Origin of the sequence: Mycobacteroides sp. PCS013 (assembly GCF_049532645.1) — a bacterium.
In the GTDB taxonomy this organism is placed as follows: domain Bacteria; phylum Actinomycetota; class Actinomycetes; order Mycobacteriales; family Mycobacteriaceae; genus Mycobacterium; species Mycobacterium gwanakae.
In genome coordinates this window covers 1,794,287-1,819,319 of the sequence record NZ_CP150131.1, presented here as the reverse complement: position 1 = coordinate 1,819,319, position 25,033 = coordinate 1,794,287, and the positions used below count along the sequence as shown (strand labels likewise).

General features: G+C 64.5%; 25 protein-coding genes and 1 riboswitch. Of the genes, 21 read left to right on the top strand and 4 right to left on the bottom strand.

From position 1 onward, the window contains the following. Positions 1–124: 124 nt before the first annotated feature. The 9 genes from RHO23_RS08865 to RHO23_RS08825 all read left to right on the top strand — a co-directional run bounded on the left by RHO23_RS08865 (position 125) and on the right by RHO23_RS08825 (position 9,244). Positions 125–682 (top strand): DUF6676 family protein, encoded by a 558-nt coding sequence (locus RHO23_RS08865; protein ID WP_064408943.1) that lies wholly within the window; start codon positions 125–127, stop codon positions 680–682. A gap of 316 nt (positions 683–998) precedes the next feature. Continuing rightward, the gene (locus tag RHO23_RS08860; RefSeq protein WP_070941168.1) at positions 999–2,444 is read left to right on the top strand and encodes an NlpC/P60 family protein; all 1,446 of its coding nucleotides are present in this window, start codon (positions 999–1,001) and stop codon (positions 2,442–2,444) included. Between the two features lie 38 nt (positions 2,445–2,482). Then, complete coding sequence (locus RHO23_RS08855) at positions 2,483–3,205, top strand: NlpC/P60 family protein (protein ID WP_057966028.1); 723 nt, start codon at positions 2,483–2,485, stop codon at positions 3,203–3,205. 184 nt (positions 3,206–3,389) lie between these two features. Next, on the top strand, positions 3,390–4,535 hold the full coding sequence (locus RHO23_RS08850) for an AAA family ATPase (protein ID WP_078284582.1): 1,146 nt from the start codon (positions 3,390–3,392) through the stop codon (positions 4,533–4,535). Beyond that, positions 4,532–5,503 (top strand): DUF58 domain-containing protein, encoded by a 972-nt coding sequence (locus RHO23_RS08845; RefSeq protein WP_030093448.1) that lies wholly within the window; start codon positions 4,532–4,534, stop codon positions 5,501–5,503. The genes RHO23_RS08850 and RHO23_RS08845 overlap by 4 nt, the downstream gene beginning before the upstream one ends. Then, positions 5,500–6,510 carry a VWA domain-containing protein gene (locus tag RHO23_RS08840; protein ID WP_030093447.1) on the top strand — a complete coding sequence of 337 codons (1,011 nt, stop codon included), beginning with the start codon at positions 5,500–5,502 and terminating at the stop codon, positions 6,508–6,510. Before RHO23_RS08845 ends, RHO23_RS08840 begins: the two co-directional genes overlap by 4 nt. Positions 6,511–6,585: 75 nt before the next feature. Next, positions 6,586–7,332 (top strand): 3-oxoacyl-ACP reductase FabG1, encoded by a 747-nt coding sequence (fabG1, locus tag RHO23_RS08835; RefSeq protein WP_057965903.1) that lies wholly within the window; start codon positions 6,586–6,588, stop codon positions 7,330–7,332. Positions 7,333–7,403: 71 nt separating this feature from the next. Then, positions 7,404–8,213 (top strand): NADH-dependent enoyl-ACP reductase InhA, encoded by an 810-nt coding sequence (inhA, locus tag RHO23_RS08830; protein WP_423488944.1) that lies wholly within the window; start codon positions 7,404–7,406, stop codon positions 8,211–8,213. Between the two features lie 8 nt (positions 8,214–8,221). Further along, on the top strand, positions 8,222–9,244 hold the full coding sequence (locus RHO23_RS08825; protein ID WP_064408942.1) for a ferrochelatase: 1,023 nt from the start codon (positions 8,222–8,224) through the stop codon (positions 9,242–9,244). Here the strand turns inward: RHO23_RS08825 and RHO23_RS08820 are convergent. Further along, positions 9,241–10,068, bottom strand: coding sequence for a hypothetical protein (locus RHO23_RS08820; protein WP_057965901.1), 828 nt, complete (start codon positions 10,066–10,068; stop codon positions 9,241–9,243). The genes RHO23_RS08825 and RHO23_RS08820 overlap by 4 nt on opposite strands. A gap of 65 nt (positions 10,069–10,133) precedes the next feature. Between RHO23_RS08820 and RHO23_RS08815 the strand changes: the two genes are divergently transcribed. The 8 genes from RHO23_RS08815 (at position 10,134) to RHO23_RS08780 (ending at position 16,514) form a co-directional block, all read left to right on the top strand. Then, positions 10,134–10,559 (top strand): NfeD family protein, encoded by a 426-nt coding sequence (locus RHO23_RS08815; RefSeq protein WP_030093442.1) that lies wholly within the window; start codon positions 10,134–10,136, stop codon positions 10,557–10,559. 30 nt (positions 10,560–10,589) lie between these two features. Next, entirely contained in the window at positions 10,590–11,744 is a 1,155-nt protein-coding gene (locus RHO23_RS08810; protein ID WP_030093441.1) for an SPFH domain-containing protein, read from the top strand. A 61-nt stretch (positions 11,745–11,805) separates the two neighbouring features. Further along, positions 11,806–11,974, top strand: a riboswitch (M-box (ykoK) riboswitch). Positions 11,975–12,206: 232 nt separating this feature from the next. After that, positions 12,207–12,344, top strand: a complete 138-nt coding sequence (locus tag RHO23_RS08805) for a hypothetical protein (RefSeq protein WP_164687555.1) — start codon at positions 12,207–12,209, stop codon at positions 12,342–12,344. Between the two features lie 137 nt (positions 12,345–12,481). Further along, positions 12,482–13,786 (top strand): magnesium transporter MgtE N-terminal domain-containing protein, encoded by a 1,305-nt coding sequence (locus RHO23_RS08800; protein ID WP_030093440.1) that lies wholly within the window; start codon positions 12,482–12,484, stop codon positions 13,784–13,786. Beyond that, positions 13,783–15,504: an Nramp family divalent metal transporter gene (locus RHO23_RS08795; RefSeq protein WP_070941057.1), complete on the top strand. Its 1,722-nt coding sequence runs from the start codon at positions 13,783–13,785 to the stop codon at positions 15,502–15,504. The genes RHO23_RS08800 and RHO23_RS08795 overlap by 4 nt, the downstream gene beginning before the upstream one ends. 86 nt (positions 15,505–15,590) lie before the next feature. Next, a complete protein-coding gene (locus RHO23_RS08790; RefSeq protein WP_256364546.1) occupies positions 15,591–15,722 on the top strand; it encodes a hypothetical protein in 132 nt (43 codons plus the stop codon). Positions 15,723–15,774: 52 nt separating this feature from the next. Further along, a complete protein-coding gene (locus RHO23_RS08785; protein ID WP_070917581.1) occupies positions 15,775–16,143 on the top strand; it encodes a DoxX family protein in 369 nt (122 codons plus the stop codon). Further along, entirely contained in the window at positions 16,140–16,514 is a 375-nt protein-coding gene (locus RHO23_RS08780; protein ID WP_070941056.1) for a DoxX family protein, read from the top strand. The genes RHO23_RS08785 and RHO23_RS08780 overlap by 4 nt, the downstream gene beginning before the upstream one ends. Here the strand turns inward: RHO23_RS08780 and RHO23_RS08775 are convergent. After that, positions 16,511–17,242 carry a TVP38/TMEM64 family protein gene (locus RHO23_RS08775; RefSeq protein ID WP_070941055.1) on the bottom strand — a complete coding sequence of 244 codons (732 nt, stop codon included), beginning with the start codon at positions 17,240–17,242 and terminating at the stop codon, positions 16,511–16,513. The genes RHO23_RS08780 and RHO23_RS08775 overlap by 4 nt on opposite strands. 180 nt (positions 17,243–17,422) lie before the next feature. Here RHO23_RS08775 and mutA point away from each other — a divergent pair, with 180 nt between their 5' ends. From mutA to RHO23_RS08755, 4 genes are read left to right on the top strand one after another with little or no spacing between them, the layout of a single operon-like run. After that, a complete protein-coding gene (gene mutA / locus RHO23_RS08770) occupies positions 17,423–19,249 on the top strand; it encodes a methylmalonyl-CoA mutase small subunit (protein ID WP_070941054.1) in 1,827 nt (608 codons plus the stop codon). Between the two features lies 1 nt (position 19,250). Beyond that, the gene (gene scpA / locus RHO23_RS08765) at positions 19,251–21,530 is read left to right on the top strand and encodes a methylmalonyl-CoA mutase (RefSeq protein ID WP_057965895.1); all 2,280 of its coding nucleotides are present in this window, start codon (positions 19,251–19,253) and stop codon (positions 21,528–21,530) included. After that, on the top strand, positions 21,531–22,490 hold the full coding sequence (gene meaB, locus RHO23_RS08760; RefSeq protein ID WP_064408934.1) for a methylmalonyl Co-A mutase-associated GTPase MeaB: 960 nt from the start codon (positions 21,531–21,533) through the stop codon (positions 22,488–22,490). A gap of 21 nt (positions 22,491–22,511) precedes the next feature. Continuing rightward, the gene (locus RHO23_RS08755; protein WP_070920010.1) at positions 22,512–23,060 is read left to right on the top strand and encodes an exonuclease domain-containing protein; all 549 of its coding nucleotides are present in this window, start codon (positions 22,512–22,514) and stop codon (positions 23,058–23,060) included. Here RHO23_RS08755 and RHO23_RS08750 read toward each other — a convergent pair. Together RHO23_RS08750 and RHO23_RS08745 are read right to left on the bottom strand one after the other, a co-directional pair. Continuing rightward, the gene (locus RHO23_RS08750; protein WP_064408932.1) at positions 23,049–24,101 is read right to left on the bottom strand and encodes a putative nucleotidyltransferase substrate binding domain-containing protein; all 1,053 of its coding nucleotides are present in this window, start codon (positions 24,099–24,101) and stop codon (positions 23,049–23,051) included. The genes RHO23_RS08755 and RHO23_RS08750 overlap by 12 nt on opposite strands. 15 nt (positions 24,102–24,116) lie before the next feature. Further along, the gene (locus RHO23_RS08745; protein WP_070920008.1) at positions 24,117–24,989 is read right to left on the bottom strand and encodes a LysR family transcriptional regulator; all 873 of its coding nucleotides are present in this window, start codon (positions 24,987–24,989) and stop codon (positions 24,117–24,119) included. Positions 24,990–25,033: the final 44 nt, after the last annotated feature.

Here is a 25,033-nt window from a genome sequence, read left to right as displayed (position 1 = left end):
CCCAAATTTCACCCGCCATTCCCGTCGTGGCATCGGTCACTGTCGGCCAGGGTGTCGTTATGCACGCGAAATGCTGCGGGTCTACCTGCGCAACGCCGCGCCCGGTGCGGGTTAGATTGATCGCGTGACGCCGCAGCACTTGCCCACCTTCATCCCCGCCGAGCTGTGCCAGGCGGTGGGCGTCTCGGTCCAGACCGCGGGCACCGATCCGCTCGGCTGGTCGGTCAAGTGCCTGGAGATGGCGCGTGCGGATGTCAACGAGGACGGAGTCGCCGCCCCGTCGGCGGATGTCGCCGGATTGAAGGATGTCATCGCGAAGGCGCACGCCAAGAACATCGACCTGAAGGTCGTGGCGCTTCCCAACAATCCCTGGATCGATACGCCGCTGCGCGATATCGCCACCGAGATCGGCAAGGACCACCCGGACTCGACGGTCCTGGTGATCAGTCCGTCCTACGCCGGTACCTACAGCGCCACGTTCGACAGGGTGACGCTGGAGGCCGGGCAGGACGTCGCCAAGACGGGCAACCCCGTGCTCTCTGCGAACAACTTCGTGAACGAGATCGGGCGAGAGCACTTCTCATGGACGGCGCTGACCATTGCGCTTGTCCTGCTCGTCGCGGCGGTGTGCGCCGGAATTACGCTCATGCGCGGCCGATTCGCGAACGACTCGGTTAAGTAACGATTTGCAAACCATTCGCGCAGCCTGTTTTTTCATGAAATAGCCGCGCGCAGTATGGAACCGGGATGATCTGCCGGTATTCAATTCGGGGCAATTAACCGTCAGAAGACGTGTCGCCAATTCCCTGTCAGGGCCCAATTAATTACAACTTTGTAATTTGTGACTAAAGTTTCATTAGTTGCAAAAGTGACGTACGGTGCAAGTGGCGCCAAAGTGGTTAGTGCGTCTTATGTGACAACTGGGAGCGTGTCGGGGAAGGGCCGCTATGACCGAGAAGGCTCGCCGCACGTCGAAGATCGAGGAGACGGCAGACCGTATGAAACGGACAGTCCCGCAGCATTTCGCGGACCGTTTCGCGGTCCGTGGCAAACGAACCGTAGTGACCGCGCTGATGGTGCCGCCGCTGATGACCGCCAGTCTGATGATGTGGCCCACCACGCTGCCCGTAACCTCCGCCGAGCCGAACGACATGGCCTCGCTGATCACCCAGTTGGCCGATACCAATCAGCAGATCGAACAGCTGACCGCCGACGTGCAGACCCAGCAGGAATCCATCAACAAGGGTCTGGTTGATCTGCAGGACGCGCGCGATAACGCCGCCGCGGCCGGTCAGGCGGTTGAAGAAGGCCAGCGCGCGGTCGACGCCGCCAATGGCGCCATCGCCGAGGCGCAGGGCAAGTTCGACCGGATGGCCGTGGCCACCTATATGGCAGGGCCGTCTGGCTCATACCTGACGGCGACCAATCCCGACGATGTGGTGCGCCTTGCTTCGGTGACCAAGAGCGTGGAATCGAGCTCGCAAACCGTCATGGACAACCTGCGCCGGGCACGTACCGAGCAGGTGAACAAGCAGTCACAGGCACGGGCCATTCAGGAGAGGGCCGACCAGGCGACGGCGGATGCGCAGAAGCAGCAGGACGATCTGGTGGCTGCGATGCACGACGTACAGAAGAAGCTGGAATCCCAGCGCGGCATAGCCTCGGAACTGGCGGCAAAGAAGAAGAGCGCCGAGGCGCAGCTGGCCGCCGCCCGTGGGCCGGAGTTTTCCGCATCGGCCGCAAGTGCGCGGGTGATCAATCCGAGCGCTGCCATCGCCGGAAACGGGAACGAATGGACCGAGGGGCCGGCTCCCGCTGCCGCGGGTGGTGGCGAATGGGATACCACGCTCCCGATGATCGCCAGCGCCAACGTGCCTACCGATCCGACGCAGACCATCAACATGGTGCTGGGCATCGGCAACACCGCGGCCAACGTCGGCCAGTCCGCGGTATGCGGTGTGATCGGCATGTTCTGCCCCAAGGCCGCCCCGGCGGCCGCCGCCTCCAGCGAGGGCGGCGAGTACATCCCCAAGGTCTACGGCCGGGAAAACGTGGAGCGGGTGATTGCCCGTGCGGGCAGCGCGATGGGCACGCCGTACTCATGGGGCGGTGGTTCGTACAACGGCCCAACCCGCGGAATCGATTCGGGCGCAGGAACTGTCGGTTACGACTGCTCCGGACTGATGATGTACGGCTTCGCCGCGGTCGGCATCAGACTCAGGCACTACACCGGGTATCAGTACAACTCCGGACGCAAGGTGCCCAGTGCGCAGATGAAGCGCGGCGACATGATTTTCTACGGCCCCAACGCAAGTCAGCACGTGGCCCTCTACCTCGGCAACGGTCAGATGCTCGAGGCGCCGAATACCGGCGACGTGGTCAAGGTGTCGCCGGTGCGGACCAGTGGCATGACGCCCTTTGTAACCCGACTGATTGAGTGGTGAAATCGGTGAACGCAGCGAGAACGACGAAATTGCTCAAGGTGCAGGGCCTCTTTGTATTACGTGCCGCCCTCGCTGTCGGGATCGCTATCGCACTGGTGCTGTTCATGGGTGTGCCGCGGGCCACCGCCGATGACAATCCACTTGGGCCGAATGTCGGTACCGCCTTCCTCAACGCTCTGGGGCTGAACCCGTCGGGCGGCGACTGGGACAACACCCTGCCCTTTGCCGGGCCGAGCCAGGGTGCGGACCCGGCGAAGATCATGAACGGGGTCATGGGGGTCGGACAGACCGCATTGGGCGCATTGGGCATCGGTGGCAATCGCGCATCGGCGGGCGCAGGACGTCCGCTCGTGTACGGCCGGCAGGCGGTGGAAGCAGTGATCCAGCGCGGCGGCACCCAGCTGGGTGTTCCGTACTCGTGGGGTGGCGGCACCGTCCGCGGCCCCAGCGGCGGCGTCGATTACGACGCGGGCAAGGTGGGCTTCGACTGCTCGGGCTTCACCATGTTTTCCTACGCGGCAGCCGGCGTGAAGCTTCCCAAGTACTCCGGTGACCAGTACAACGCGGGCCAGAAGATTCCCGTATCGCAGGCCAAGCGTGGGGATCTGCTCTTCTACGGACCGGGTGGCTCCCAGCACGTGGTGATCTACCTGGGTAACGGTCAGATGCTGGAAGCCAGCGGCAGCGCCGAAAAGGTGACGGTGTCGCCGGTCCGCACGGGCGGGATGACTCCCTACGCCGTTCGTATCATCGCCTGGTAGCTCTTCTGATCTCTCAGGTGAGCTAGAACGGCGCGCCAGCGAACGGGTACGTGGACCAAATCCCGGGATGCTGGAATAGTGGACCGGAGGCGCCGCCCAGGGTTGGGTGCCGCCCGCAGGGACATGGCTACCAAGAAGCCACCGAAGTAGCACGGAATCGTCAGGCAGAGCCGGAGGGAAGTTGATGTCATCACCAGGGTCACCAGGGGGAGGTGCCGGTTACTCCGGCGGAAGCGCCGGCCTCGCGCCGCACGCCCCGCAGGGTGCGACATCACCGGCCCTGGCCGCCGAGGTGCAGAACCTCGAGCGCGCCATCTTTGAGGTCAAGCGCGTCATCGTGGGTCAGGACAGGCTCGTCGAGCGAATTCTGGTCGGTCTGCTCGCCAAGGGGCACGTGTTGCTCGAAGGTGTGCCCGGTGTTGCCAAGACGCTGGCGGTCGAGACTTTCGCCAAGGTGGTGGGCGGGTCGTTCTCCCGTGTCCAGTTCACCCCCGACCTGGTGCCTACCGACATCATCGGTACCCGCATCTACCGCCAGGGCAAGGAAGAGTTCGACACCGAGCTCGGCCCGGTGGTGGCCAACTTCCTGCTGGCCGACGAGATCAACCGCGCGCCCGCCAAGGTGCAGTCGGCCTTGCTTGAGGTCATGGCGGAGCGGCACGTCTCCATCGGTGGCAAGACCTACCCGATGCCCAAGCCGTTCCTGGTGATGGCCACACAGAACCCGATCGAGAACGAGGGCGTGTATCCGCTTCCGGAAGCGCAGCGCGACCGCTTCCTCTTCAAGATCAACGTCGACTACCCGACTGTCGAAGAAGAACGCGAGATCATCTACCGGATGGGTGTCACGCCGCCGGAGCCCAAGCAGATCCTGTCCGCCGAGGCACTGCTGCGCCTTCAGGATTTGGCCGCCAACAACTTCGTGCACCACGCCCTGGTCGACTACGTGGTTCGGGTTATCTCGGCCACCCGCAACCCGGCGCAGTTCGGGCTGGGCGATGTCGCCAACTGGATCTCCTACGGCGCCAGCCCGCGTGCGTCGCTGGGCATCATCGCGTCGGCGCGTGCGCTGGCACTGGTTCGTGGGCGCGATTACGTGATCCCGCAGGACGTCATCGAGGTCATCCCGGATGTGCTGCGTCACCGCCTGGTGATGAGCTACGACGCACTCGCCGACGAGGTTTCCGCCGACACCGCCATCAACCGGATTCTGCAGACGGTGGGCCTGCCGCAGGTGAATGCCGTGCCGCAGCAAGGGCATTCGGTGCCGCCGGCGATGGTCGGGACGAACGGTCCGGCCCCGGCAGCCCATAACGCCGCGCCCAGGTGAGCACACCCAGTCCGGGCAGCGCCCGGCCGGTAGACATCCCGTCCCTGCGTCGGGGTGAGATCCGTGATCCGCAGCTCTCGGCAGCGCTGCGGACATTGGAACTGAAGATCCGCCGCAAGCTTGACGGGGTGCTGCACGGCAACCACCTCGGGCTGATTCCCGGTCCCGGTTCGGAGCCGGGGGAGTCCAGGCTCTATCAGCCCGGTGATGACGTGCGCCGGATGGATTGGTCGGTGACCGCGCGAACCACGAGCCCGCACGTACGCCAGATGATCGCGGACCGCGAGCTGGAGACCTGGCTGGTGGTCGACATGTCGGCAAGCCTGGATTTCGGGACGACCAACTGTGAGAAGCGCGATCTCGCGGTCGCGGCAGCGGCCGCCATCATCTTCCTGAACAGCGGTGGCGGAAATCGGCTGGGCGCGCTGATCGCCAACGGGGACAAGATCGTTCGGCTACCGGCGCGGTCCGGACGTGCCCACGAGCAGGACATCCTGCGCAGCATCGCCACCATGCCGAAGGCGCCACAGGGTGTCCGCGGCGATCTGTCACTGGCGATCGACGCACTGCGGCGCCCGGAGCGCCGACGCGGCATGGCGGTCGTCATCAGCGACTTCCTGGGGCCCATCAACTGGATGCGGCCGCTGCGCGCCATCGGGGCCCGGCACGAGGTGTTGGGCATCGAGGTGCTGGACCCGCGCGATATGGAACTTCCGGATGTCGGTGAGGTGCTCCTGCAGGACGCCGAGACCGGCATCACCAAGGAGTATCGGATCGACGAGAACCTGCGCCGGGATTTCGCTCAGGCGGCGGCAAGGCATCATGAAGAGGTGGCACGCACATTGCGTCGTTGCGGTGCACCGCTTTTGAGTCTGCGGACCGACCGTGACTGGATTAACGACATCGTGAGATTCGTCTCTCAACAGCGCCGCGGTGCGGTCGCCGGGACAGGAGCGGGGGCTCGATGAGTGATCTGCCGTTCTTCGGGCCGATGACTCTCACGGGCTTTACCCACCCGTGGTTCTTCCTGGTCCTGCTGCTGGTGGCCGCGCTGGTCGGTTTGTATGTGTTTGCGCAGTACCTGCGCGAGAAGCGGGTGCTGCGATTCGCGAACACCGAGCTGCTGGATTCGGTCGCCCCGAAACGTCCGCGCGCCTGGCGGCACGCGGCCACCGCGCTGCTGGTGGTGGGCCTGATGGTGCTGACCATCGCGCTCGCCGGCCCCAGCCATGACGTGCGGATTCCCCGGAACCGCGCCGTGGTGATGCTCGTCATCGATGTCTCGCGGTCCATGGAGTCGACCGACGTCGCCCCCAACCGTCTGGGTGCCGCGAAGGAAGCCGGTAAGGAGTTCGCCCGCAACCTGACTCCGGGTATCAACCTGGGTCTGATCGCGTACGCGGGCACCGCGACGGTGCTGGTCTCGCCGACCACGAACCGCGACGCGACCGTAAACGCCTTGGACAACCTGCAGCTCGCGGATCGGACCGCCACGGGTGAGGGCATCTTCACGGCGCTGCAGGCCATCGCGACAGTGGGCGCGGTCATCGGCGGCGGTGACAAGCCACCGCCCGCGCGCATCGTGTTGATGTCCGACGGTAAGGAAACGGTGCCGTCGAACCCGGATAACCCCAAGGGTGCCTACACGGCGGCCCGCACCGCCAAGGATCAGCAGGTACCGATTTCGACGATCGCGTTCGGCACCAAGGACGGGTACGTCGAGATCAACGGGCAGCGCCAGAACGTGCCGTATGCCCCCGACATGATGGAGAAGGTGGCCAAGTTGTCGGGTGGAGAGACCTATACGGCCTCCACGCTCGGTCAGCTCAAGGAGGTGTACGCCAACCTGCAGCAGCAGATCGGGTACGAGACCATCCGCGGCGACGCCAGTGTCGGATGGTTGCGTCTGGGTGCTCTGCTGGTGCTCGCGGCGGCCTTCGTCGGCCTGGTGATCAACCGGCGTCTGCCCAACTGAGTCGGCCGTCCGCGCGGCGGCTCGTTTGGGCCAGTCGTTTAGGAAGAAGTCTAAGAAGACGATAAGTTGGGTCCCATGTCTGATGCTCTCGACGCTAGCGTCGCCCGTCCCGACTTTGTTTCTCGTTCTGTGCTGGTTACCGGTGGTAACCGGGGTATCGGACTTGCGATCGCGCAACGTCTTGCCGCTGACGGGCACAAGGTGGCGGTGACCCATCGTGGATCAGGGGTGCCGGAGGGCTTGTTCGGGGTGGAGTGCGATGTCACCGACAACGACGCCGTCGACCGGGCTTTCAAAGAGGTCGAGGAGCACCAGGGGCCTGTCGAGGTGCTGGTATCCAACGCGGGCATTGCGCAGGACGCATTTTTGATGCGCATGACCGAGGAGAAGTTCGAGAAGGTCATCAACGCCAACCTGACCGGAGCGTTCCGGGTGGCCCAGCGGGCGTCGCGCACGATGCAGCGCAAGCGCTTCGGCCGGATGATCTTCATCGGTTCGGTTTCCGGCACGTGGGGAATCGGTAACCAGGCCAACTATGCGGCCTCCAAGGCCGGTGTCATCGGCTTGGCGCGCTCGATCGCTCGGGAGCTCTCCAAGGCGGGCGTCACCGCCAACGTGGTCGCCCCCGGTTTCATCGACACCGAGATGACGCGCGCGCTCGACGAAAGGGTCCAGGAGGGCGCACTGGAATTCATCCCGGCGAAGCGAGTGGGCACTGCCGCTGAGGTCGCCGGGGTGGTCAGCTTCCTGGCGTCCGAGGACGCCAGTTACATCTCCGGTGCAGTCATCCCGGTTGATGGCGGCATGGGCATGGGCCATTAGAAGGACGTTTCGGACATCGATCAGTGTGGCCGCGCGACGAGCGTGGGCATCGCAATTACCTAAGGAGAATCGTGGCAGGACTACTTGAGGGCAAGCGGATCCTGGTGACGGGCATCATCACCGATTCGTCGATCGCGTTCCACATCGCGAAGGTCGCGCAGGAGCAGGGCGCACAGCTGGTGCTCACCGGATTCGACCGGTTGCGTCTCATCGAGCGCATCACCCAGCGCCTGCCCGAGTCCGCGCCGCTGCTGGAGCTCAACGTGCAGGATGAGAAGCACCTGGACAGCCTTGCCGAGCGTGTCACCGAGGTGATCGGAGAGGGCAACAAGCTGGACGGCGTGGTGCACTCCATCGGTTTCATGCCGCAGACCGGCATGGGGCTGAACCCGTTCTTCGAGGCTCCGTTCGAGGATGTGGCCAAGGGGTTTCACATCTCGGCGTTCTCGTACGCCTCGCTGGCCAAGGCTGTGCTGCCCATCATGAACCCGGGCGGCAGCATCGTAGGTATGGATTTCGACCCGACCCGCGCGATGCCGTTCTACAACTGGATGACCGTGGCCAAGAGCGCACTGGAATCGGTAAACCGGTTCGTCGCGCGCGAGGCCGGTGCGGCCGGTATTCGCTCGAATCTGGTTGCCGCCGGTCCCATCCGGACGCTGGCCATGAGCGCGATCGTCGGCGGCGCGCTGGGAGAGGAGGCCGGCCAGCAGATGAGCGTGCTCGAAGATGGCTGGGACCAGCGTGCCCCGATCGGCTGGGACATGAAGGACCCGACACCCGTCGCCAAGACCGTGTGTGCCCTGCTCTCGGACTGGCTGCCCGCCACCACCGGCGACATCATCTTCGCTGACGGCGGCGCACACACGCAGCTGCTCTAGGGGCACCCATGCTCTTTGACGCGGTGCTTCTGCTGTCCTTCGGCGGACCCGAGGGGCCGCTGGAGGTTCGGCCGTTCCTGGAGAACGTCACCCGCGGTCGCGGGGTTCCGCCGGAACGTCTCGACGAGGTGGCCGAGCACTACTTCCATTTCGGCGGTGTCTCACCGATCAATGGCATCAATCGCGCCCTGATCGCTGAGATCTCGCGCCAGCTGGAGCTGAGCGGCCGCCCGCTGCCGGTTTTCTTCGGCAACCGCAACTGGCACCCCATGGTGGAAGAAACCGTTGCCGACATGCGCGACAAAGGGGTTCGGCGGGCAGCGGTCTTCACGACCTCTGCCTGGGGCGGTTATTCGGGATGCACCCAATACGTGGAAGACATTGCGCGGGCCCGGGCGGCGGTGGGTGACGGAGCACCCGAGCTGGTCAAGCTTCGTCAGTACTTCGATCACCCCGCCTTGGTGCAGCTGTACGCAGAAGCGGTGACCGCCGCGGTGTCGGGGATGCGGGAGACGCCCCGGCTGGTGTTCACCGCGCATTCCATCCCCATCGCCGCCGACCAGCGGCACGGCCCCGACTTGTACAGCCGACAGGTGCGCTACCTTGCCGAGCTGGTTGCCGACGCGGCTGGCTACCAGGATTACGACGTGGTGTGGCAGTCCCGTTCGGGTCCGCCGCAGGTCCCGTGGCTCGAACCGGACATCGTCGATCATCTTGCGGCCCTGAAGGATCGGGGCATTCGCTCCGTCGTGGTATCGCCCATCGGGTTCGTCTCGGACCATCTGGAGGTGGTGTGGGACTTGGACAACGAGGCGCGTGAGTATGCGGATGAACACGACATCGAATTCGCGCGTGCGGCGACACCGGGTGCGGACGAGCGATTCGCACGGGTGGCGGTCGACTTGATCGCAGAGGTTGCGGACGGCACGCCGCCACGGCGAGCGGCCGGAGCGAACCCGGTCCCCGGATACGGGTTCAGCGTGAACGGCGCCCTGTGTTCGCCGCTGTGCTGCGGTCGCCAGGAGGTCTAACGCGCGGCGTCGATGATGGCCGCCGCGGCTGCCATCCGCGCCTCACGCACCAGGATGACGAGGGGGCGCAGCACATCGGCGACCGCGCCGTCATCGAGGGCGCCGGGCAACTCCATGACCTCGGCCGCCGCGGTAGCTATGGCCTCGACCTGGTTGGCCGAATCCAGGACGCGCACCGCCCGGTGTGGCGCGTAGTCGGGCAGGCGATGCCCGCGTAGCGTGGAAAGCACCTCTTCGACCAGGGCGCGGGGGTCTGCATCTGCCGTGTCCACGACCCTGTCGAGGCGGTTGAGTGTTGCTGTGGCGGTCCGGACTGCCTGGCGTAGTTGATATTCGGCTTCCCCAAGATCTGGTCCGGCTTGCGCTGGGATTCGCGCGGGGAGCGAATACACGGTCCAGGATAGGCCAACGGTCTCATCGCGATCCTCGTCATACTCCACAGCGGGAACCAATCCTATTGCCGTGGAGTTGTTTTGGCGGTCGCTGAGCACAATCGCCTCGCTGGCCTCCATCGCGTCACGTTGGAACTGGGTATTGGCAGGCAGGCCGCGCGGGTCGCCGGGAGCGGGCAGGATCACATGGATATCGGGGACACCGTGTGGCTGGCCGGTGGCGGTACGGACCGTCTGGAGTAGGCCGATAGGGCCGTTGTCGTCCATATCGGGCCACGAAAGTCCCGTGTGACCGGCGGCGACAGCGTCGTATGCGGTGACCAAATGTCTTGGCGCCCAGGCGATAAGGGCATCGATGACGTCGTCGGGAGCCGCGCGGCCAGCCAGCCACGCGCTTGCCCACACCGCCAGGGACACACTCGGATTCGCCATAGTGCTCGCAGTCTAAGGCCCCGTATCCGCCCCCACCAGTTGCCCACGCGGTCTAATGTGGAGCCATGCCGATTGTGTGGCTTGTCGCAGGCATCCTGCTTGCGGCCGCCGAGCTGATGACAGGTGACATGTTCCTGTTGATGCTCGGCGGTTCGGCCCTGGTCACGGCCGGTGCCGGCTGGGTGTTTGACATGCCGTTGTGGGCAGAGGGGCTGGTCTTCGTCATCAGCGCGATCATTCTGCTGGTCGGCGTGCGGCCTGCTCTGCGTAAGCGGCTGACGGCAGGCCCGATTCTGCACACCAACGCCAAGGCGTTGGAGGGTAAGAGCGCCATTGTGATTGAACCGGTCGATGACGTCCATGGGCTGGTTCGGCTCGGCGGCGAGATGTGGTCCGCGCGCAGCCTGGAGAAGTCTGGCCGATTCGAGCAGGGTGAGACGGTGACGGTTGTTCAAATCGACGGCGCGACGGCGGTTGTCGAGAAGATCTAGCGCAAGAATTCCAGTGACAGGAGTACGGGTATGGGAGTAGCTGCCGGAGCCTTTGTGCTCATCGTCTTGATCATCCTGGGCGTCACCATCGTGCTGAAGTCCGTGGCACTCGTCCCGCAGGCGGAAGCTGCGGTGATCGAGCGTCTGGGGCGGTATTCGAAGACCGTGAGCGGGCAGTTGACCATTCTGGTGCCGTTCGTCGACCGCATCCGCGCCAAGGTTGATCTGCGTGAGCGGGTGGTGTCCTTCCCGCCCCAACCGGTGATCACCGAGGACAACCTGACGGTGAACATCGACACCGTTGTCTACTTCCAGGTCACCAACCCGCAGGCCGCGGTGTACGAGATCAGCAACTACATCGTCGGTGTGGAACAGCTCACCACCACCACGCTGCGCAATGTGGTCGGTGGCATGACGCTGGAGCAGACGCTGACCTCACGCGATCAGATCAACGGCCAGCTGCGTGGCGTGCTCGACGAGGCCACTGGACGCTGGGGCCTGCGCGTCGCACGCGTCGAGTTGCGATCCATCGACCCGCCGCCTTCGGTGCAGGAGTCGATGGAAAAGCAGATGAAGGCCGACCGCGAGAAGCGCGCCATGATCCTGTCGGCCGAAGGTGCCAGGCAAGCCGCGATTCTGTCGGCGGAGGGGCAGAAGCAGGCCCAGATCCTTGCCGCCGAAGGCTCGCGCCAGTCGGCGATCCTGGCCGCTGAGGGTGAACGCCAATCCCGCATCCTGCGTGCCGAGGGCGAGCGTGCCGCTCAGTATCTGCAAGCCCAGGGCCAGGCCAAGGCCATCGAAAAGGTTTTTGCCGCAGTGAAATCCGGTAAGCCCACTCCGGAGTTGTTGGCATATCAGTACTTACAGACATTGCCGAAGATGGCTCAGGGTGAAGCCAACAAGGTGTGGCTCATTCCCAGTGACTTCGGTTCGGCATTACAGGGATTCACGAAACTGCTGGGTGCTCCCGGCAGCGACGGAGTGTTCCGCTACGAGCCTTCCCCGGCCGATGAGTCGACCGAGCGCCCCGAGGATGACGCCACCGAGGTCGCCGGATGGTTCGAGACAAAGACCACTCCGGAAGTCGCTGCGGCAGTTGCCGCGGCGCAATCCGCTGCCCAGGAAATCGGGGCAGCGGACCCCGCGATCGATCCCGCCAACCGTCACGGACTGCCGGGGGCGTGAGAACGACGCGGGCGCAGTCTGCTTGACAAGGTGATTCCTCCGGCCCATCATGGGTAGCGGTTCAGCACCTTGCTAGGTGAGGCTCCTACGTGAATACAGGCCACTGATCTGACGACGTCGAGAGACGCCCAAGGTTAGGACAGGTCTTCCCGGACTAAGGGATGACCCGAAGTGGCTTCCGCGAGCGGACACGTCACGTAGTGCCGAAGCCCTGACGAGAGGGGTGCATACCGGACGCCCTGAGTGTTCGGTGATTTCCTCTTGTGGTCGCTGTTCCACACAGCAGGCGCCCGCGTGCGCCCCGACGGCAAGGAGGTGAGGCACAACCGTGATATCCGGTGACAGTCCGCATAGACAACAGCTGCCGCATACCTTGCTGCTCATTCGAGGCTGAATCCTCGCTCTAGCCAACGTGTTTGACGTTCGCGTTCAGGTATGCGGCTTCCCAAAAGGAGTCCGATCATGCACACCACATTCAACGCAGTACGCCGGCTGTGGACACGTAACCGGCTGACCCCGCAAGAGCGCGCCAACCTCCAACTGGCGTACTCACCGCTGGCGGTTGTCTCGGCGTCTCTTGGGGCGCACCCACCGCGGTAACCCCGAGGGGCATCGCCATTGGGTCCACGCACAGCCGATTCACAGTGCGTGGACATTCGGAATTCATTCGAGGCCAATACGCTTCGGCCGCCCGCTGGGCGGACGAAGCGTATTGGTCCAATCGCTGAGGAGTCGGCATGTCTACTTCGAGTAATGCGGCTGTGCCGCGGGTGATCCAATTTTCGGACCTATTGAAGGCCCCGGTAGTCGCACGTTCCGGTGACACAGTAGGCCGATTGGAAGACGTCATCGTTCGGTTTCGTGGGGCAGATGAGTACCCGATCGTCACCGGCTACGTCGTCGACATGGGTGGACGCAGGGTCTTCGTCTCCTCAGACGCGGTTTCCGCCGTGGCGCCTGCTCGAATTGAATTGAGTAAGAACAAAGTTGATCTACGCGGCTTTGAGCGTCGTGGCGGAGAATACCTGCTCGACGAGGACGTACTCGATCACCGGTTTATCGATGTGGAGAATGCCGAACTGGTGCATGCCTACGATATCGAGCTGGTGGAATCGCCGGAAGGGTGGATTCTTGCTCGACTCGATACACGGCGTCCGGCAAGGTTTTTCGGCCTGATCAAGGCCGGGGCCGGCCAGGCCGGTAGGGACTGGAAGGCCTTTGAGCCGATGATCGGTCACGGCGGTTCCCTGCTGGCACGCCGCGTCGGCGGGAGAGTGAACACCCTCAAACCCGCCGAAATCGCCGACCTACTCGAGGATGCCACCAAGGAAGAGGGCGGCGAGATCCTCGACCGGGTCCGCGACAACCCCGAACTCGAAGCCGATGTATTCGAGGAACTCGACTCCGATAAGGCCAGCAAGCTGTTCCAGGACATGCCCGATGCCGAGGTCGCCGCTCTCCTTGGCAGGATGCGTGCCGATGACGCGGCGGATGCGATCTTTGATCTGCGCCAGTCGCGTCGCCGGGCTGTTTTGGAGCTGATGCCGGGTCCGCAACGCACCAAGGTGGTCACGTTGATGGGCTTCAGCCCCGAGTCGGCCGGTGGTCTGATGAACGTCGACATTGTTTCGTGTGTGCTCGGCAGCAGCGCCGTTGATGCGCTTACTGCGATCTCTGAGGCGAAATCCCTACAGCCCGAGGCGCTTCTGAAAGTGCACGTGATCGCCGATAACGGTGAATTGGTGGGTGTCGTGTCGGTGATCCGGCTGCTGCAGGCCGATCGTGACGCCCCCGTGGAATCGATCATGGACGATGATCCGGTGCGGGTCTCCCCGGAGGCCGACCTCACCGATGTCGCGCTGTTGATGGCCGACTACAACCTGGCTTTGATTCCCGTTGTCGATGAGGCAGACACGGTGCTTGGCGTGGTCACCTATGACGATGTGCTGGCCGCGTTGATCCCCGAGGATTGGCGTCGTCGTGAACCGGCCCCGCGTCCGGTGCGCCAGATCGCTTCGAGCCCAGACGGAGTCAGCCCATGAGCGACAAGGGAATGGTCGACGCGCCGTTGGGAAACTCGGAGAACTTCGTGGCGGGGAGACCCGGAGTCGCGACGGTACAGCCGAAGAGCGCGGTGCTTGACTCAGCGCATCTGGGCGATATCGAGGGCGCTTTCGGCAAGATCAGTGTGAGTGATCCGGGCCAGGCGCGGACCTTCAAGACCCGGATGGCCACCATGGCCGCGATCCTGGGGCCGGGCATCATCGTCATGGTCGGCGACAACGACGCCGGCGGTGTGGCGACGTACGCCCAGGCCGGTCAGAGTTATGGATACAGCTTGTTGTGGGTGCTTCTGCTGCTCATCCCGGTTCTGATCGTCAACCAGGAGATGGTGGTTCGGCTCGGCGCGGTGACCGGAGTCGGACACGCGAGGTTGATCAACGAACGGTTCGGCCGGGGTTGGGGCTGGTTCTCCGTGGGGGACTTGTTCATCCTGAACTTTCTGACCCTCGTTACTGAATTCATCGGTGTGGCACTGGCTTCCGAGTACCTGGGAGTGTCCAAGTACTACACAGTGCCCGTTGCCGCGATCGCGCTGATTCTCATCATGGCCACCGGGAGCTTCCGCCGTTGGGAGCGCGCCATGTTCGTGTTCATTGTGATCACGCTGCTGCAGATCCCCATGTTCTTGATGTCGGATCCGCAGTGGGGAAGGGCAGCACACGGTTTCGTCGTGCCAGGAATCGAAGGCGGAATCAGTTCGGGTGCGGTACTGCTGATCATCGCCATGGTAGGCACCACCGTGGCGCCATGGCAGCTGTTCTTCCAGCAGTCGAACATCGTGGACAAGCGCATCACTCCGCGGTTCATCGGATATGAACGTGCTGACACCGTTATCGGCTCGCTCGTGGTGGTGATAGGTGCGGCCGCGTTGCTGATGACGGCCGACTACGCAGCCCGCGTCACCGGGAACTCTGGCCCGGACAAATGGGGCGACGGTGGCGACGCGGGACTGATCGCCGGCTGGTTGGGACAGGCTCAGCCATTGCTGGGCAAGATCTTTGCCATCGTCCTGCTGGATGCGTCGATCATCGGCGCGGCGGCGGTCACCCTGGCGACCAGTTACGCGTTCGGCGACACCTTCGGGCTCAAGCACTCGCTGCACCGGAGCTTCAAGGACGCCAAGCCGTTCTACTTGTCCTACACCGTGATGGTCGGCGTGGGGGCCGCCATCGTGCTGATCCCGCACGCCCCGCTCGGGCTGATGACCACCGCGGTGCAAGCCCTGGCCGGCCTGCTGCTGCCCAGCGCGAGCGTGTTCCTGTTGTTGTTGTGCAATGACAAGGCGGTGCTGGGTCCGTGGGTCAACAAGGCGTGGCTCAACATCGTGGCTGGGCTCATCGTCGCTGTGCTGCTGTTCCTTTCCGGCATCTTGATGGCCACCACCCTTTTCCCGGACCTGGACGTCGTGCAGGTTGCCGGTGACCTCGGGGTAGGAGTCGCGGTCCTCGGGGTGCTGATAGGGATTGGGCTGTGGTGGGCCTCGGGCAGGCACGGCGTCGATCCGGCGGTGGTAGCGATGAACAAGGCCCTCGAAGGCGTGGACGCCCGGACCTGGCGTATGCCTCCGCTGGCCCTACTGGAACCGGTCACGTGGAGTCCGGCGACGAAGCTGGGCATGCTCGCCCTTCGGGGATACCTGGTTGTCGGTGCCATCCTGTTGGTGGTGAAGGCAATTCAACTTGCGCACGGAAGTTGAGTGTCTGCCGGGGTAACGCGTAATGAAATCGTTGGGAAGACGCGGTCGCGCTGGATTCTGTCGGCGCGACCGCGTCCAATGAAGACATGAGTATTCGCGCGTTGCGACTTTTCCTGGAGCGCCATCGGTTGACCCCGCAGGAGCGCGCCAACATGCAGCTGGCCCATTCGCCGCTGGCGGTTATCTCGGCGTCCCTCGGAGCGCACGCACCGCACTAACCGAAATCGGCCGGCCATCGACTACCCGATGTTGTGGTGGTTGACTGGAGCAATGAGCAACGACGCTTTCGTATCTCCCCGAGTCTTGGCTTTGCTAGGTTCCTTTCAGGCGATCGACGCCGCGCTGTGCGTCCAGCCTGTTCCCTATGTAGCCAAATGCCTTGATGACGTGCATTATCCACAGCAAAACCGTTGGATCTTCGCGCCGATCAAGGCCGCGTCCGCGGTAGGCCTGTTGGGCGGAGTCCGTTTCCCGGGGCTTGCCAAGCTGACGCTGGTGCTGCTCACCATCTACTTCAGTCTGGCAGTGGGCGCGCATCTGCGGGTGCGCGATATCGGTGTCAATGCGCTATCAGCGTCGACCTTGCTGGCCACCTACGGTGTGCTGGCAGCCAGGGGATTGGCGGCGAAATCGTCATGACAGAGCGGCGTTTGGCGACACCGACGGTACTGACCGCGTTGGCGGTCATGCAGGCTGCCGATGCCGCGGCATGCGTCCGTCCGATCAAACCGATCAAGGATGCCCTGGAGAAAGTGGGTTTGCCACAACGGATCTGGTGGGTTCTGCCGGTCGTCAAGTTGGCTTCGGCCGTGGGGCTTCTCGGCGGTATCCGGTGGACGGCATTGGGCCGGCTGACCGCGTTCATGCTCACCGCCTACTTCACGCTGGCGGTCGGCGCACATATCCGTGCGCACGACCAGGCATTCCGCGCATTGCCTGCGGCAAGCCTGCTGGTGTGGTTCGCGGTTCTCGCGGGCAAAGGGTTCCAGGACCGCGAGTCCGCGGTTTAGCCGCCGACCCGTTCGGGTTTATCCGATGCCTCGGGCGTGGCGATTTCGGTGTGCGTGCGCTTGTAACGCCGGATCTCGTACAAGATGCCCAGCACGCCGATCACCGACGTGGCCAAAGAAACCATGAAGAGCGTGCCGCTGATGTGCCCCGTAAGTGCATCACCGAGTACGACGACGGCAAGGGTGCCCGGAAGCAGGCCGATGAACGTGGCCAGCGTGTACGGCAATACCCGCACCGCGGAGGCGCCGGCCGCGTAGTTGAGCACCGAGAACGGCACGGCCGGGATGAGCCGCATGGACATCACGGCGATCCACCCGCGACGGCGTAGTTGATCGTCGACGTTCTTCACGCCGGGACGGTGATGCAGCGTGCTGAGCTTCCACCCCAGCGCCCGCACACCCCACAAGGCGAGCACCGCGCTCGCGGTGCTCGCGACGACGGCCAGGAGTACGCCGAGCTGCGTGCCGAAAAGCAAGCCGGCGGCCAGGGTGAAGGCAGTGCGTGGGAACGGCAGCACTGTCACGATCGTGTGTGCGGCGAGGAAGGCCAGTGGGAACCAGGGGCCGAGCTCACGGGCCCAGTCCCGCATCTGCAGGGCGGTCGGCAGCGGAAGAAACAGCACGGCCGCGGCCACGATGAGAACGGCCACACCGGTCCATAGCAGCTGCCGCGGCGGAATCCGTCGCGCTGCCGCGACGGACGCGCCCCAGACCTGCCGGAATCCCATGGTCGTCAGCCTACGGAGGCCGGATGAACGAACGGGACAGGACACGGGTGTCGCGATGGCCGTGCCCCCGTACTGGGCAGTAGTCGATGGCGTCATTTAGCCTGATGACTAAGTGTGATAGGCATTTCGGCATGGAGTGCCATATATGTCGCTCGACGACGAGCAGCAGGGAGCAGTTTCGTGACTGTTGAGGTACCCGAGATCAGGCATGACTTCGCACGGTGGCAGAAGAACGTCGCCGGGGTATTGGCCAAGTCGACGCGCAAGGCTGTCGAGGATCTGCCCGCCGACCCCGAGCGACTGCTCGACTCGCCAACGTACGACGGGATTGCGATCCGTCCGTTGTACACGGCGCTCGATGAGCTTCCCGAGTCGTCCTTGCCCGGACAATGGCCATTTGCCCGGGGTGGTGATCCGCAACGCGATGTGAACAGTGGATGGAAGGTCGCCGAGCGTTTCGACGGTGCCGCTGCCGATGCGGCGCTCCTGAATGAGGCCATTCTCGACGCCCTGGGGCAAGGCACCAGTGCCGTCGTCCTGGCCGGTCTTGCACCCGAGGCGGTGGGGCGCGCGTTGCAGGACGTGTACCTCGATCTGGCTCCGATCCAGGTGGAGGCCGGTGCCGAGCTGATCGGGGTGGCCGAGGCGATCTTCGCGGTGCTGGATGCCTACGAGGGAAATGCCGACGGTGTTGTGGTGGACCTTGGCGCCGATCCGCTCGGGGATACGTTCACCGGCCGTTCGGGCGTCGCGATCGACGACGCGGTGGAGTTGGCCAGGCGCGCGGCCGCTCGGACCGGGCAGATCCACGCCATCACCGCAGACGGCACGATCGCCCACGAACTCGGCGCCAGCGACAGCCAGGAACTCGCGGTCGCGATAGCCGCCGGGGTTGCCTACCTGCGGCTATTGCAGAACGCGGGCCTGGGAATCGCGGAAGCATTGCGGCAGATCAGTTTCCGCTTCGCTGCGACCGATGATCAGTTCCTGTCGATCGCAAAATTCCGTGCCGCCAGAGTGCTCTGGGCGCGGGTGGCTGAGGTGGCCGGCGCGCCCGAGGCCGGCGGAGCCCTCATGCACGCGGTGACTTCAGAGCCGATGATGGCCCAGCGTGATCCGTGGGTGAACATGCTGCGCACCACCTTGGCCGCTTTCGGCGCCGGAGTAGGTGGCGCGGACAGCGTGCGGGTACGCCAATTCGACGACGCGATCGCCGGTGGACTGGATTCGGTATCCCCGGCGTTCTCCGCGCGAATCGCCCGAAACACGCAGCTCCTGCTCATCGAGGAGTCCCATGTTGGCCGGGTGCTCGACCCCGGTGGCGGCTCCTGGTACATCGAGGACCTCACGGAAACCCTTGCGCAGCAGGCATGGTCGCTGTTCACCGAGATCGAGGGCGCCGGGGGATTCCAGGCGGCCGCCGAACTGATTCGGGAACGCATCGCCGCTACGCGCGCCCAGCGTGCCGACGACATCGCTCATCGGCGTACCTCGGTGACCGGAGTGAACGAATTCCCGAACCTGTCGGAAGCGCCGCTGCCACCACATGCCGCGGTGGGTTACCGGTACGCCGCCGAATTCGAGGCACTACGTGATCGATCCGACGCAGCCCTGGCCGCGTCGGGCGCCCGTCCGGCCGCGCTGCTGATTCCGCTGGGTCCGCTGGCAGAGCACAACGTGCGCACCACCTTCGCCTCGAACCTGTTGGCCTCAGGCGGTATCGAGGTCGTCAATCCCGGTGTACTCGACGCCGGATCCGTCGCGGGTGCCGTGGCGGATGCGGGAGCGCGCATCGCGGTGATCTGTGGGACCGATGCCCGCTACGCCGCTGAGGCGGGTGCGGTTGTCGATGCGGCCAGGGCGGCGGGGATCGCCGACGTCTACCTTGCGGGACCCGAGAAGTCCGTCGCGGAGGTCGCGCAGACGTCACGACCCGATGGCTTTCTGACCATGAAAATCAATGCTGTCGAAGCGCTTTCAGCCATATTGACCAAGTTGGGGGCGTGACATGACTGACCTCACCGATCTTTCGGTATCCGATACCACCCTGGGCAGTTTCGCTGATGTACCGCTGCACGGTGACCGCGCGCCGGTCGCGCCGGATGCTGCCGCCGTCGCGGCCGCGGTGAGTACCGCCGCCGGCGCTCACGGGTACACGCCCGAGCAACTCGACTGGGAGACGCCTGAGGCCATCACCGTCAAGCCCATCTATACCGCCGCAGACCGAGATGCCGTGCGGGAGCAGGGGTACCCACTGGATACCTTCCCGGGGCAGGTGCCGTTTCTGCGCGGGCCGTACCCGACGATGTACGTCAATCAGCCGTGGACCATCCGCCAGTACGCGGGCTTCTCCACGGCCGCCGAATCCAACGCCTTCTACCGCCGCAACCTGGCCGCGGGCCAGAAGGGCCTGTCGGTGGCCTTCGACCTGGCGACCCACCGCGGATACGACTCGGATCATCCGCGAGTACAGGGCGACGTCGGCATGGCCGGTGTGGCCATCGATTCCATCCTGGATATGCGTCAGTTGTTCGACGGGATCGACCTGGGGTCGGTATCGGTGTCGATGACCATGAATGGCGCGGTGCTTCCGATTCTGGCGCTGTACGTGGTGGCCGCTGAGGAACAGGGTGTCAGTCCCCAGCAGCTGGCCGGGACCATCCAGAACGACATCCTCAAAGAGTTCATGGTCCGCAACACCTACATTTATCCGCCGAAGCCGTCGATGCGGATCATCTCGGACATCTTCTCCTACACCAGCGCCAAGATGCCGAAGTTCAACTCGATCTCCATTTCCGGCTATCACATTCAAGAGGCCGGTGCCACAGCCGATCTCGAACTGGCATATACCCTGGCCGACGGCGTCGAGTACATCAAGGCGGGGCTGGAGGGCGGCCTGGACATCGATGTGTTCGCACCGCGTCTGTCCTTCTTCTGGGCCATTGGCATGAACTTCTTCATGGAGGTGGCCAAGCTGCGGGCCGGGCGTCTGCTGTGGAGCGAGCTGGTGGCGCAGTTCGATCCGAAGAGCGCCAAATCGCAGTCTCTGCGTACGCATTCGCAGACTTCCGGCTGGTCGCTGACCGCGCAGGATGTGTTCAACAATGTCGCCCGCACCTGCATCGAGGCGATGGCCGCCACCCAGGGGCACACCCAGTCGCTGCACACCAACGCCCTGGACGAGGCGTTGGCGCTGCCCACCGACTTCTCGGCACGTATCGCGCGTAACACCCAGCTGCTCATCCAGCAGGAGTCGGGCACGTGTCGTCCGATCGACCCATGGGGTGGCTCGTACTACGTGGAGTGGCTGACCCATCAGCTCGCTTCCCGTGCGCGCGAGCACATCCGGGAGGTCACCGAAGCCGGTGGGATGGCGCAGGCCATCGATCAGGGCATCCCGAAGCTGCGCATCGAGGAGGCCGCCGCACGTACTCAGGCACGCATTGACTCGGGCCGTCAGCCGGTGATCGGCGTCAACAAGTACCAGGTGGTCGAGGATCAGCAGATCGAGGTGCTGAAGGTCGAGAACTCACGGGTGCGCGCCGAACAGCTGGCCAAATTGCAGCAGTTGCGTGCCGAGCGTGATAACGACGCGGTGCAGCGTGCACTTGATGAACTGACCAGGGCCGCGGCTGATTCCAGCCGTGCCGGGGAAGACGGATTGGGCAACAACTTGATGGCGCTGGCCATCGACGCCGCTCGCCACAAGGCGACGGTCGGGGAGATCTCCGACGCGCTGGAGAAGGTCTACGGGCGCCATCAAGCCGAAATCCGTACCATCAGCGGCGTATACCGCGACGAGGTGGGAAGGGATGGCGCCGTCAACAGCGTGACGCAAGCGACCGAGCTCGTGCAAAAGTTCGCCGACGCCGATGGTCGCCGGCCGCGTGTGCTGGTCGCGAAGATGGGCCAGGATGGGCACGACCGTGGGCAGAAGGTGATCGCAACGGCCTTCGCCGATATCGGTTTCGACGTGGACGTGGGCCCGCTGTTCCAGACGCCGGAGGAAGTCGCACGCCAGGCCGCCGACAACGACGTGCACGTGGTCGGGGTGTCCTCGCTGGCCGCGGGACACTTGACTCTGGTGCCGGCGCTGCGCGAGGCCTTGGCAGAGGTGGGCCGCCCCGACATCATGATCGTCGTCGGCGGTGTCATCCCGCCCGGTGATTTCGATGAGCTGTACGCGGCGGGTGCCGCGGCCATCTTCCCTCCAGGGACCGTCATCGCTGAGGCCGCGATTGGGTTGTTGCACAAGCTGGCTGAACGACTCGGATACAAGCTCGCGTAAATGGACCTGAGCAACGCGATCCGTTCGGGTGATCGTTCCGCGCTCGCGAAAGCCATCACGCTGGTGGAGTCGACGCGCCCGGATCACCGAGCGCAGGCTCAGCAGTTACTGCTGGACATCTCGCCCGATGCGGGAGAAGCACTACGGGTCGGTATCACCGGTGTGCCCGGGGTGGGCAAGTCGACCACCATCGAGGCCCTCGGCATGTATCTCATCGAGCAGGGGCACCGGGTGGCGGTGCTGGCGGTCGATCCGTCATCCACTCGCACCGGAGGATCGATCCTCGGTGACAAGACCCGGATGGGGCGGCTCTCCGTACATCCCGATGCGTACATCCGTCCCTCGCCGACCTCAGGAACGCTGGGCGGGGTCGCCAAGGCGACCCGTGAGACGGTGGTGCTGCTGGAGGTGGCGGGGTTCGACGTCATTCTCATTGAGACCGTCGGTGTCGGACAGTCTGAGGTCACCGTCGCGAACATGGTTGACACCTTTGTGTTCCTGACGTTGGCACGCACCGGAGATCAGCTGCAGGGCATCAAAAAGGGTGTCCTGGAGCTCGCCGATATCGTGGTGGTGAATAAGGCCGATGGCGCCCATGCCATCGAGGCCCAGAAGGCCGCACGGGAATTGTCGGGTGCCTTACGCCTGATCTATCCGCATGACACCCTCTGGCGCCCACCGGTTCTCACCATGAGCGCATTGGAGAACAGCGGGGTGTCCGAGATGTGGGACACCGTCTTGCGGCACCGCGAAGTGTTGACGGAGGCGGGGGAGTTCGGGGCCAAACGCCGTCGCCAGCAAGTCGACTGGATGTGGGCGATGGTGCGTGATGCGGTGCTGGATCGGGTGCTCAACGCGCCGGATGTGAAGGCAGCGCGGGCGGATATCGAACAGCAGGTGCGCGAGGGAACCCTGACGCCGGCCCTGGCGGCCGAGCAACTACTCAAGCTCAGCTCGTAGTCGCGCGCGAGAGGATGTTCCATGGCCCTGGTCTTTCTCGATACCGAGACCACCGGGCTGCACCGTGAGCGCGAGCCATGGGAAATAGCGATCATCCGCCGTACCGATGCCGGGCAGCGGCAGCTGCACCTGTGCGTGGACGTTCAGGACTTGGATCTGGAATCGGCGGATCCCGCCGGCCTTGAGATCAGCGGATTCCACAAACGTCATCCGCAGGTGCGTATGCGGCCGCTGCAGTTCCCCCGCGTGTTCCGTGCCGCCGAGGCGGTGTCGCTCGTCGGGGAATGGACTGCGGGAGCCACCATCGTCGGGGTCATACCTCAATTCGATGCCGAGTGCCTGACGCGAATGTTCTTGGCGCACGGGGTTAGCCCGGCGTGGAATCCGGATCTTGTCGATGTTGTCGCAGTGACGGCGGCCCGGATCCGTGAACGCGGATTGATACCGGACGCCGACTATTCGAACCTGTCGCTGCAATTCGGGGTCAGAACGCCGAGTGCCGGTCAGCGGCACACGGCCCTGGGAGATGCACGCTGGGCCATGCGTTGGTACGACCGGTTATCGGAATGAGGACGTCGAGGATAGGTAGATGAGCTTGCGCCGGATGCCGGCGATCTCGCGCGCCACGGAGCGCAGCACCGCTCGTTCCTGTGGGGCAAGGGCGGCCAGTGACACGGTGTCGGACAGCTGCCGTCCGTCCTGCCAGGCTGCGGCCCGGGACCGCCACCGAAATCGCAGCAGCCACGCGAAGCAATCCCGCAGCGTCGAGGCATCGTCGGCGTCCAAGACCTTGGCGGCCGAGGCGGCGTCGAGGCGTTCCGGTGTCGCGAGGGCGTCCGATCCGGCGGACAACGCCGCCCAGCGGGCGATCTTCACCACGGGATCGATCGCCGCGACCTTGAGGTCGACAGCATCGGACTGCGTGGCGAATATCCGCAATCGCGAGGGGAACCCGGCGCGCACGGCCACCGCGTCCTGAAGCATGGCAAGCCGGATGGCGTAGTGCCGCTGTGCACAGCGGACGTTCTCACTGCGAAGTGCGTTGTCGGACAACAATGATCCCGAGTCAACCCCGCGAGAGTCGGCCATCAGCCCCGCCATCACGACACCCCGGTCCTCGGGCGGGTTGGCGCACCAACGTTCGATTCCCTCGAACCAGTTGGCCTTGCGGCGGCAGAATCGGCCGCGGCTTGCCAGGACTCCGTTGGCATCGCTGCCGATGTCTGCACGTTCGAGCATGGCGTGGACCTGAGCGGCCGTCTCCATGAGGTACGTCTTGCCGTCAGCGTCAACCTCGTCATCGACGACAAGCAGCGTCTCTACATCGGAACCGGGTGCCGCCTCGCCCCGGGCCACGCTTCCCGAGACGAACCATGCCCAGCCCGGATTCACACCGTTGGTGACGAGACGCGCCGACGCGTGGATGCTATGCCGCAACGCTTCCGACCAGGCTGCAGCCAGCGCCGCTTCCGGTGTACGCGCACGCACTTCGCGTGCCATCGCCGCCCGGACCGCGGCCACGGCCGCATAGAACTGTGCCTCGTCGGCGGCGATATCGATCTGCGTTATAGCCAGGGCGATCCCGTTCTCGGGCGGCACGTCGGCAGACATGGGGATGATTGTTACCTAGGTCGAGGCGATGGCGTGGGATATGAAATCTCGTACCGGGCGCGAAAGAGGCTGCCCGGAGCTCCAGATGATGCCGACGTCCCGGTGTGCGTCGGCATCCACGAGGCGCAACATCCTGAGATCGGGTGGGTAGGTGGTGGCATCGACGGGGAGCACCGTGACGCCCAGGCCCGCCGCCACCAGGCCCGCGACGGTGGTGAGATTGCTCGATTCGAGCACTATGCGTGGCTGGAATTGTGCGGCAGCACAGAGCTCTTCGAGAAGACGGCGCATGCCGTACCCGGGATGCATCCCAATGAAAGGCTCGTCGGCCAGATCGATCATCGATACGTCTTCGGCTTGTGCCAGCCGGTGATCCGTCGGTACGGCCACTCCCAGGCGCTGCCGGAAGAGGTTGCGCCATGCAAGATTTGCACGGCGAGGACGCGGCGAAACGATCGCGACGTCGAGATCGCCGTTCGCGACAAGGTCATCAAGGCTGCCTGCGGCGCCCTGCTCCAGCACGAACCGCACGTGTGGCGACGTCGCGGCGAAGCCGGCAATCAGCCGGGCGACGAGGGTGGGGCCAAAGGTGTGCAGGAATCCGAGCCGGATCTCACCTTCGGCGGGGTTGGCGAGGTCGTTGATGGTTCGGCGGGCGGAGTCCAGTTCCATCTGGGCGCGCCTGGCGTGCTGATAGAAGATCCGTCCCGACGGGTTCAGCGTGAGCCGCTTGCCGTGCCGGTCGAACAGTTGAGCGCCAAGCCGTCGCTCCAATCTGGCCAGCATCCGGGTGAGCGTGGGCTGGGCGAGCTGCAGTTGCTCGGCGGCGGCGGTCACGTTTTGTCGTTCGGCGAGTGTGATGTACCACTCGTAGTCGCCGTCGGCCACGCTGCCACCTCCTTATATGCGCAAATTGAATTATAGATCGTCAC

What these genes read in the sequence shown, in the direction of transcription:
- RHO23_RS08860 (WP_070941168.1), top strand. Translation starts at nt 999, where the DNA reads ATGAAACGGACAGTCCCGCAGCATTTCGCGGACCGTTTCGCGGTCCGT.
- RHO23_RS08850 (WP_078284582.1), top strand. Translation starts at nt 3,390, where the DNA reads ATGTCATCACCAGGGTCACCAGGGGGAGGTGCCGGTTACTCCGGCGGA.
- RHO23_RS08840 (WP_030093447.1), top strand. Translation starts at nt 5,500, where the DNA reads ATGAGTGATCTGCCGTTCTTCGGGCCGATGACTCTCACGGGCTTTACC.
- fabG1 (WP_057965903.1), top strand. Translation starts at nt 6,586, where the DNA reads ATGTCTGATGCTCTCGACGCTAGCGTCGCCCGTCCCGACTTTGTTTCT.
- RHO23_RS08825 (WP_064408942.1), top strand. Translation starts at nt 8,222, where the DNA reads ATGCTCTTTGACGCGGTGCTTCTGCTGTCCTTCGGCGGACCCGAGGGG.
- RHO23_RS08820 (WP_057965901.1), bottom strand. Translation starts at nt 10,068, where the DNA reads ATGGCGAATCCGAGTGTGTCCCTGGCGGTGTGGGCAAGCGCGTGGCTG.
- RHO23_RS08815 (WP_030093442.1), top strand. Translation starts at nt 10,134, where the DNA reads ATGCCGATTGTGTGGCTTGTCGCAGGCATCCTGCTTGCGGCCGCCGAG.
- RHO23_RS08810 (WP_030093441.1), top strand. Translation starts at nt 10,590, where the DNA reads ATGGGAGTAGCTGCCGGAGCCTTTGTGCTCATCGTCTTGATCATCCTG.
- RHO23_RS08805 (WP_164687555.1), top strand. Translation starts at nt 12,207, where the DNA reads ATGCACACCACATTCAACGCAGTACGCCGGCTGTGGACACGTAACCGG.
- RHO23_RS08800 (WP_030093440.1), top strand. Translation starts at nt 12,482, where the DNA reads ATGTCTACTTCGAGTAATGCGGCTGTGCCGCGGGTGATCCAATTTTCG.
- RHO23_RS08795 (WP_070941057.1), top strand. Translation starts at nt 13,783, where the DNA reads ATGAGCGACAAGGGAATGGTCGACGCGCCGTTGGGAAACTCGGAGAAC.
- RHO23_RS08790 (WP_256364546.1), top strand. Translation starts at nt 15,591, where the DNA reads ATGAGTATTCGCGCGTTGCGACTTTTCCTGGAGCGCCATCGGTTGACC.
- RHO23_RS08785 (WP_070917581.1), top strand. Translation starts at nt 15,775, where the DNA reads ATGAGCAACGACGCTTTCGTATCTCCCCGAGTCTTGGCTTTGCTAGGT.
- RHO23_RS08780 (WP_070941056.1), top strand. Translation starts at nt 16,140, where the DNA reads ATGACAGAGCGGCGTTTGGCGACACCGACGGTACTGACCGCGTTGGCG.
- RHO23_RS08775 (WP_070941055.1), bottom strand. Translation starts at nt 17,242, where the DNA reads ATGGGATTCCGGCAGGTCTGGGGCGCGTCCGTCGCGGCAGCGCGACGG.
- scpA (WP_057965895.1), top strand. Translation starts at nt 19,251, where the DNA reads ATGACTGACCTCACCGATCTTTCGGTATCCGATACCACCCTGGGCAGT.
- meaB (WP_064408934.1), top strand. Translation starts at nt 21,531, where the DNA reads ATGGACCTGAGCAACGCGATCCGTTCGGGTGATCGTTCCGCGCTCGCG.
- RHO23_RS08755 (WP_070920010.1), top strand. Translation starts at nt 22,512, where the DNA reads ATGGCCCTGGTCTTTCTCGATACCGAGACCACCGGGCTGCACCGTGAG.
- RHO23_RS08750 (WP_064408932.1), bottom strand. Translation starts at nt 24,101, where the DNA reads ATGTCTGCCGACGTGCCGCCCGAGAACGGGATCGCCCTGGCTATAACG.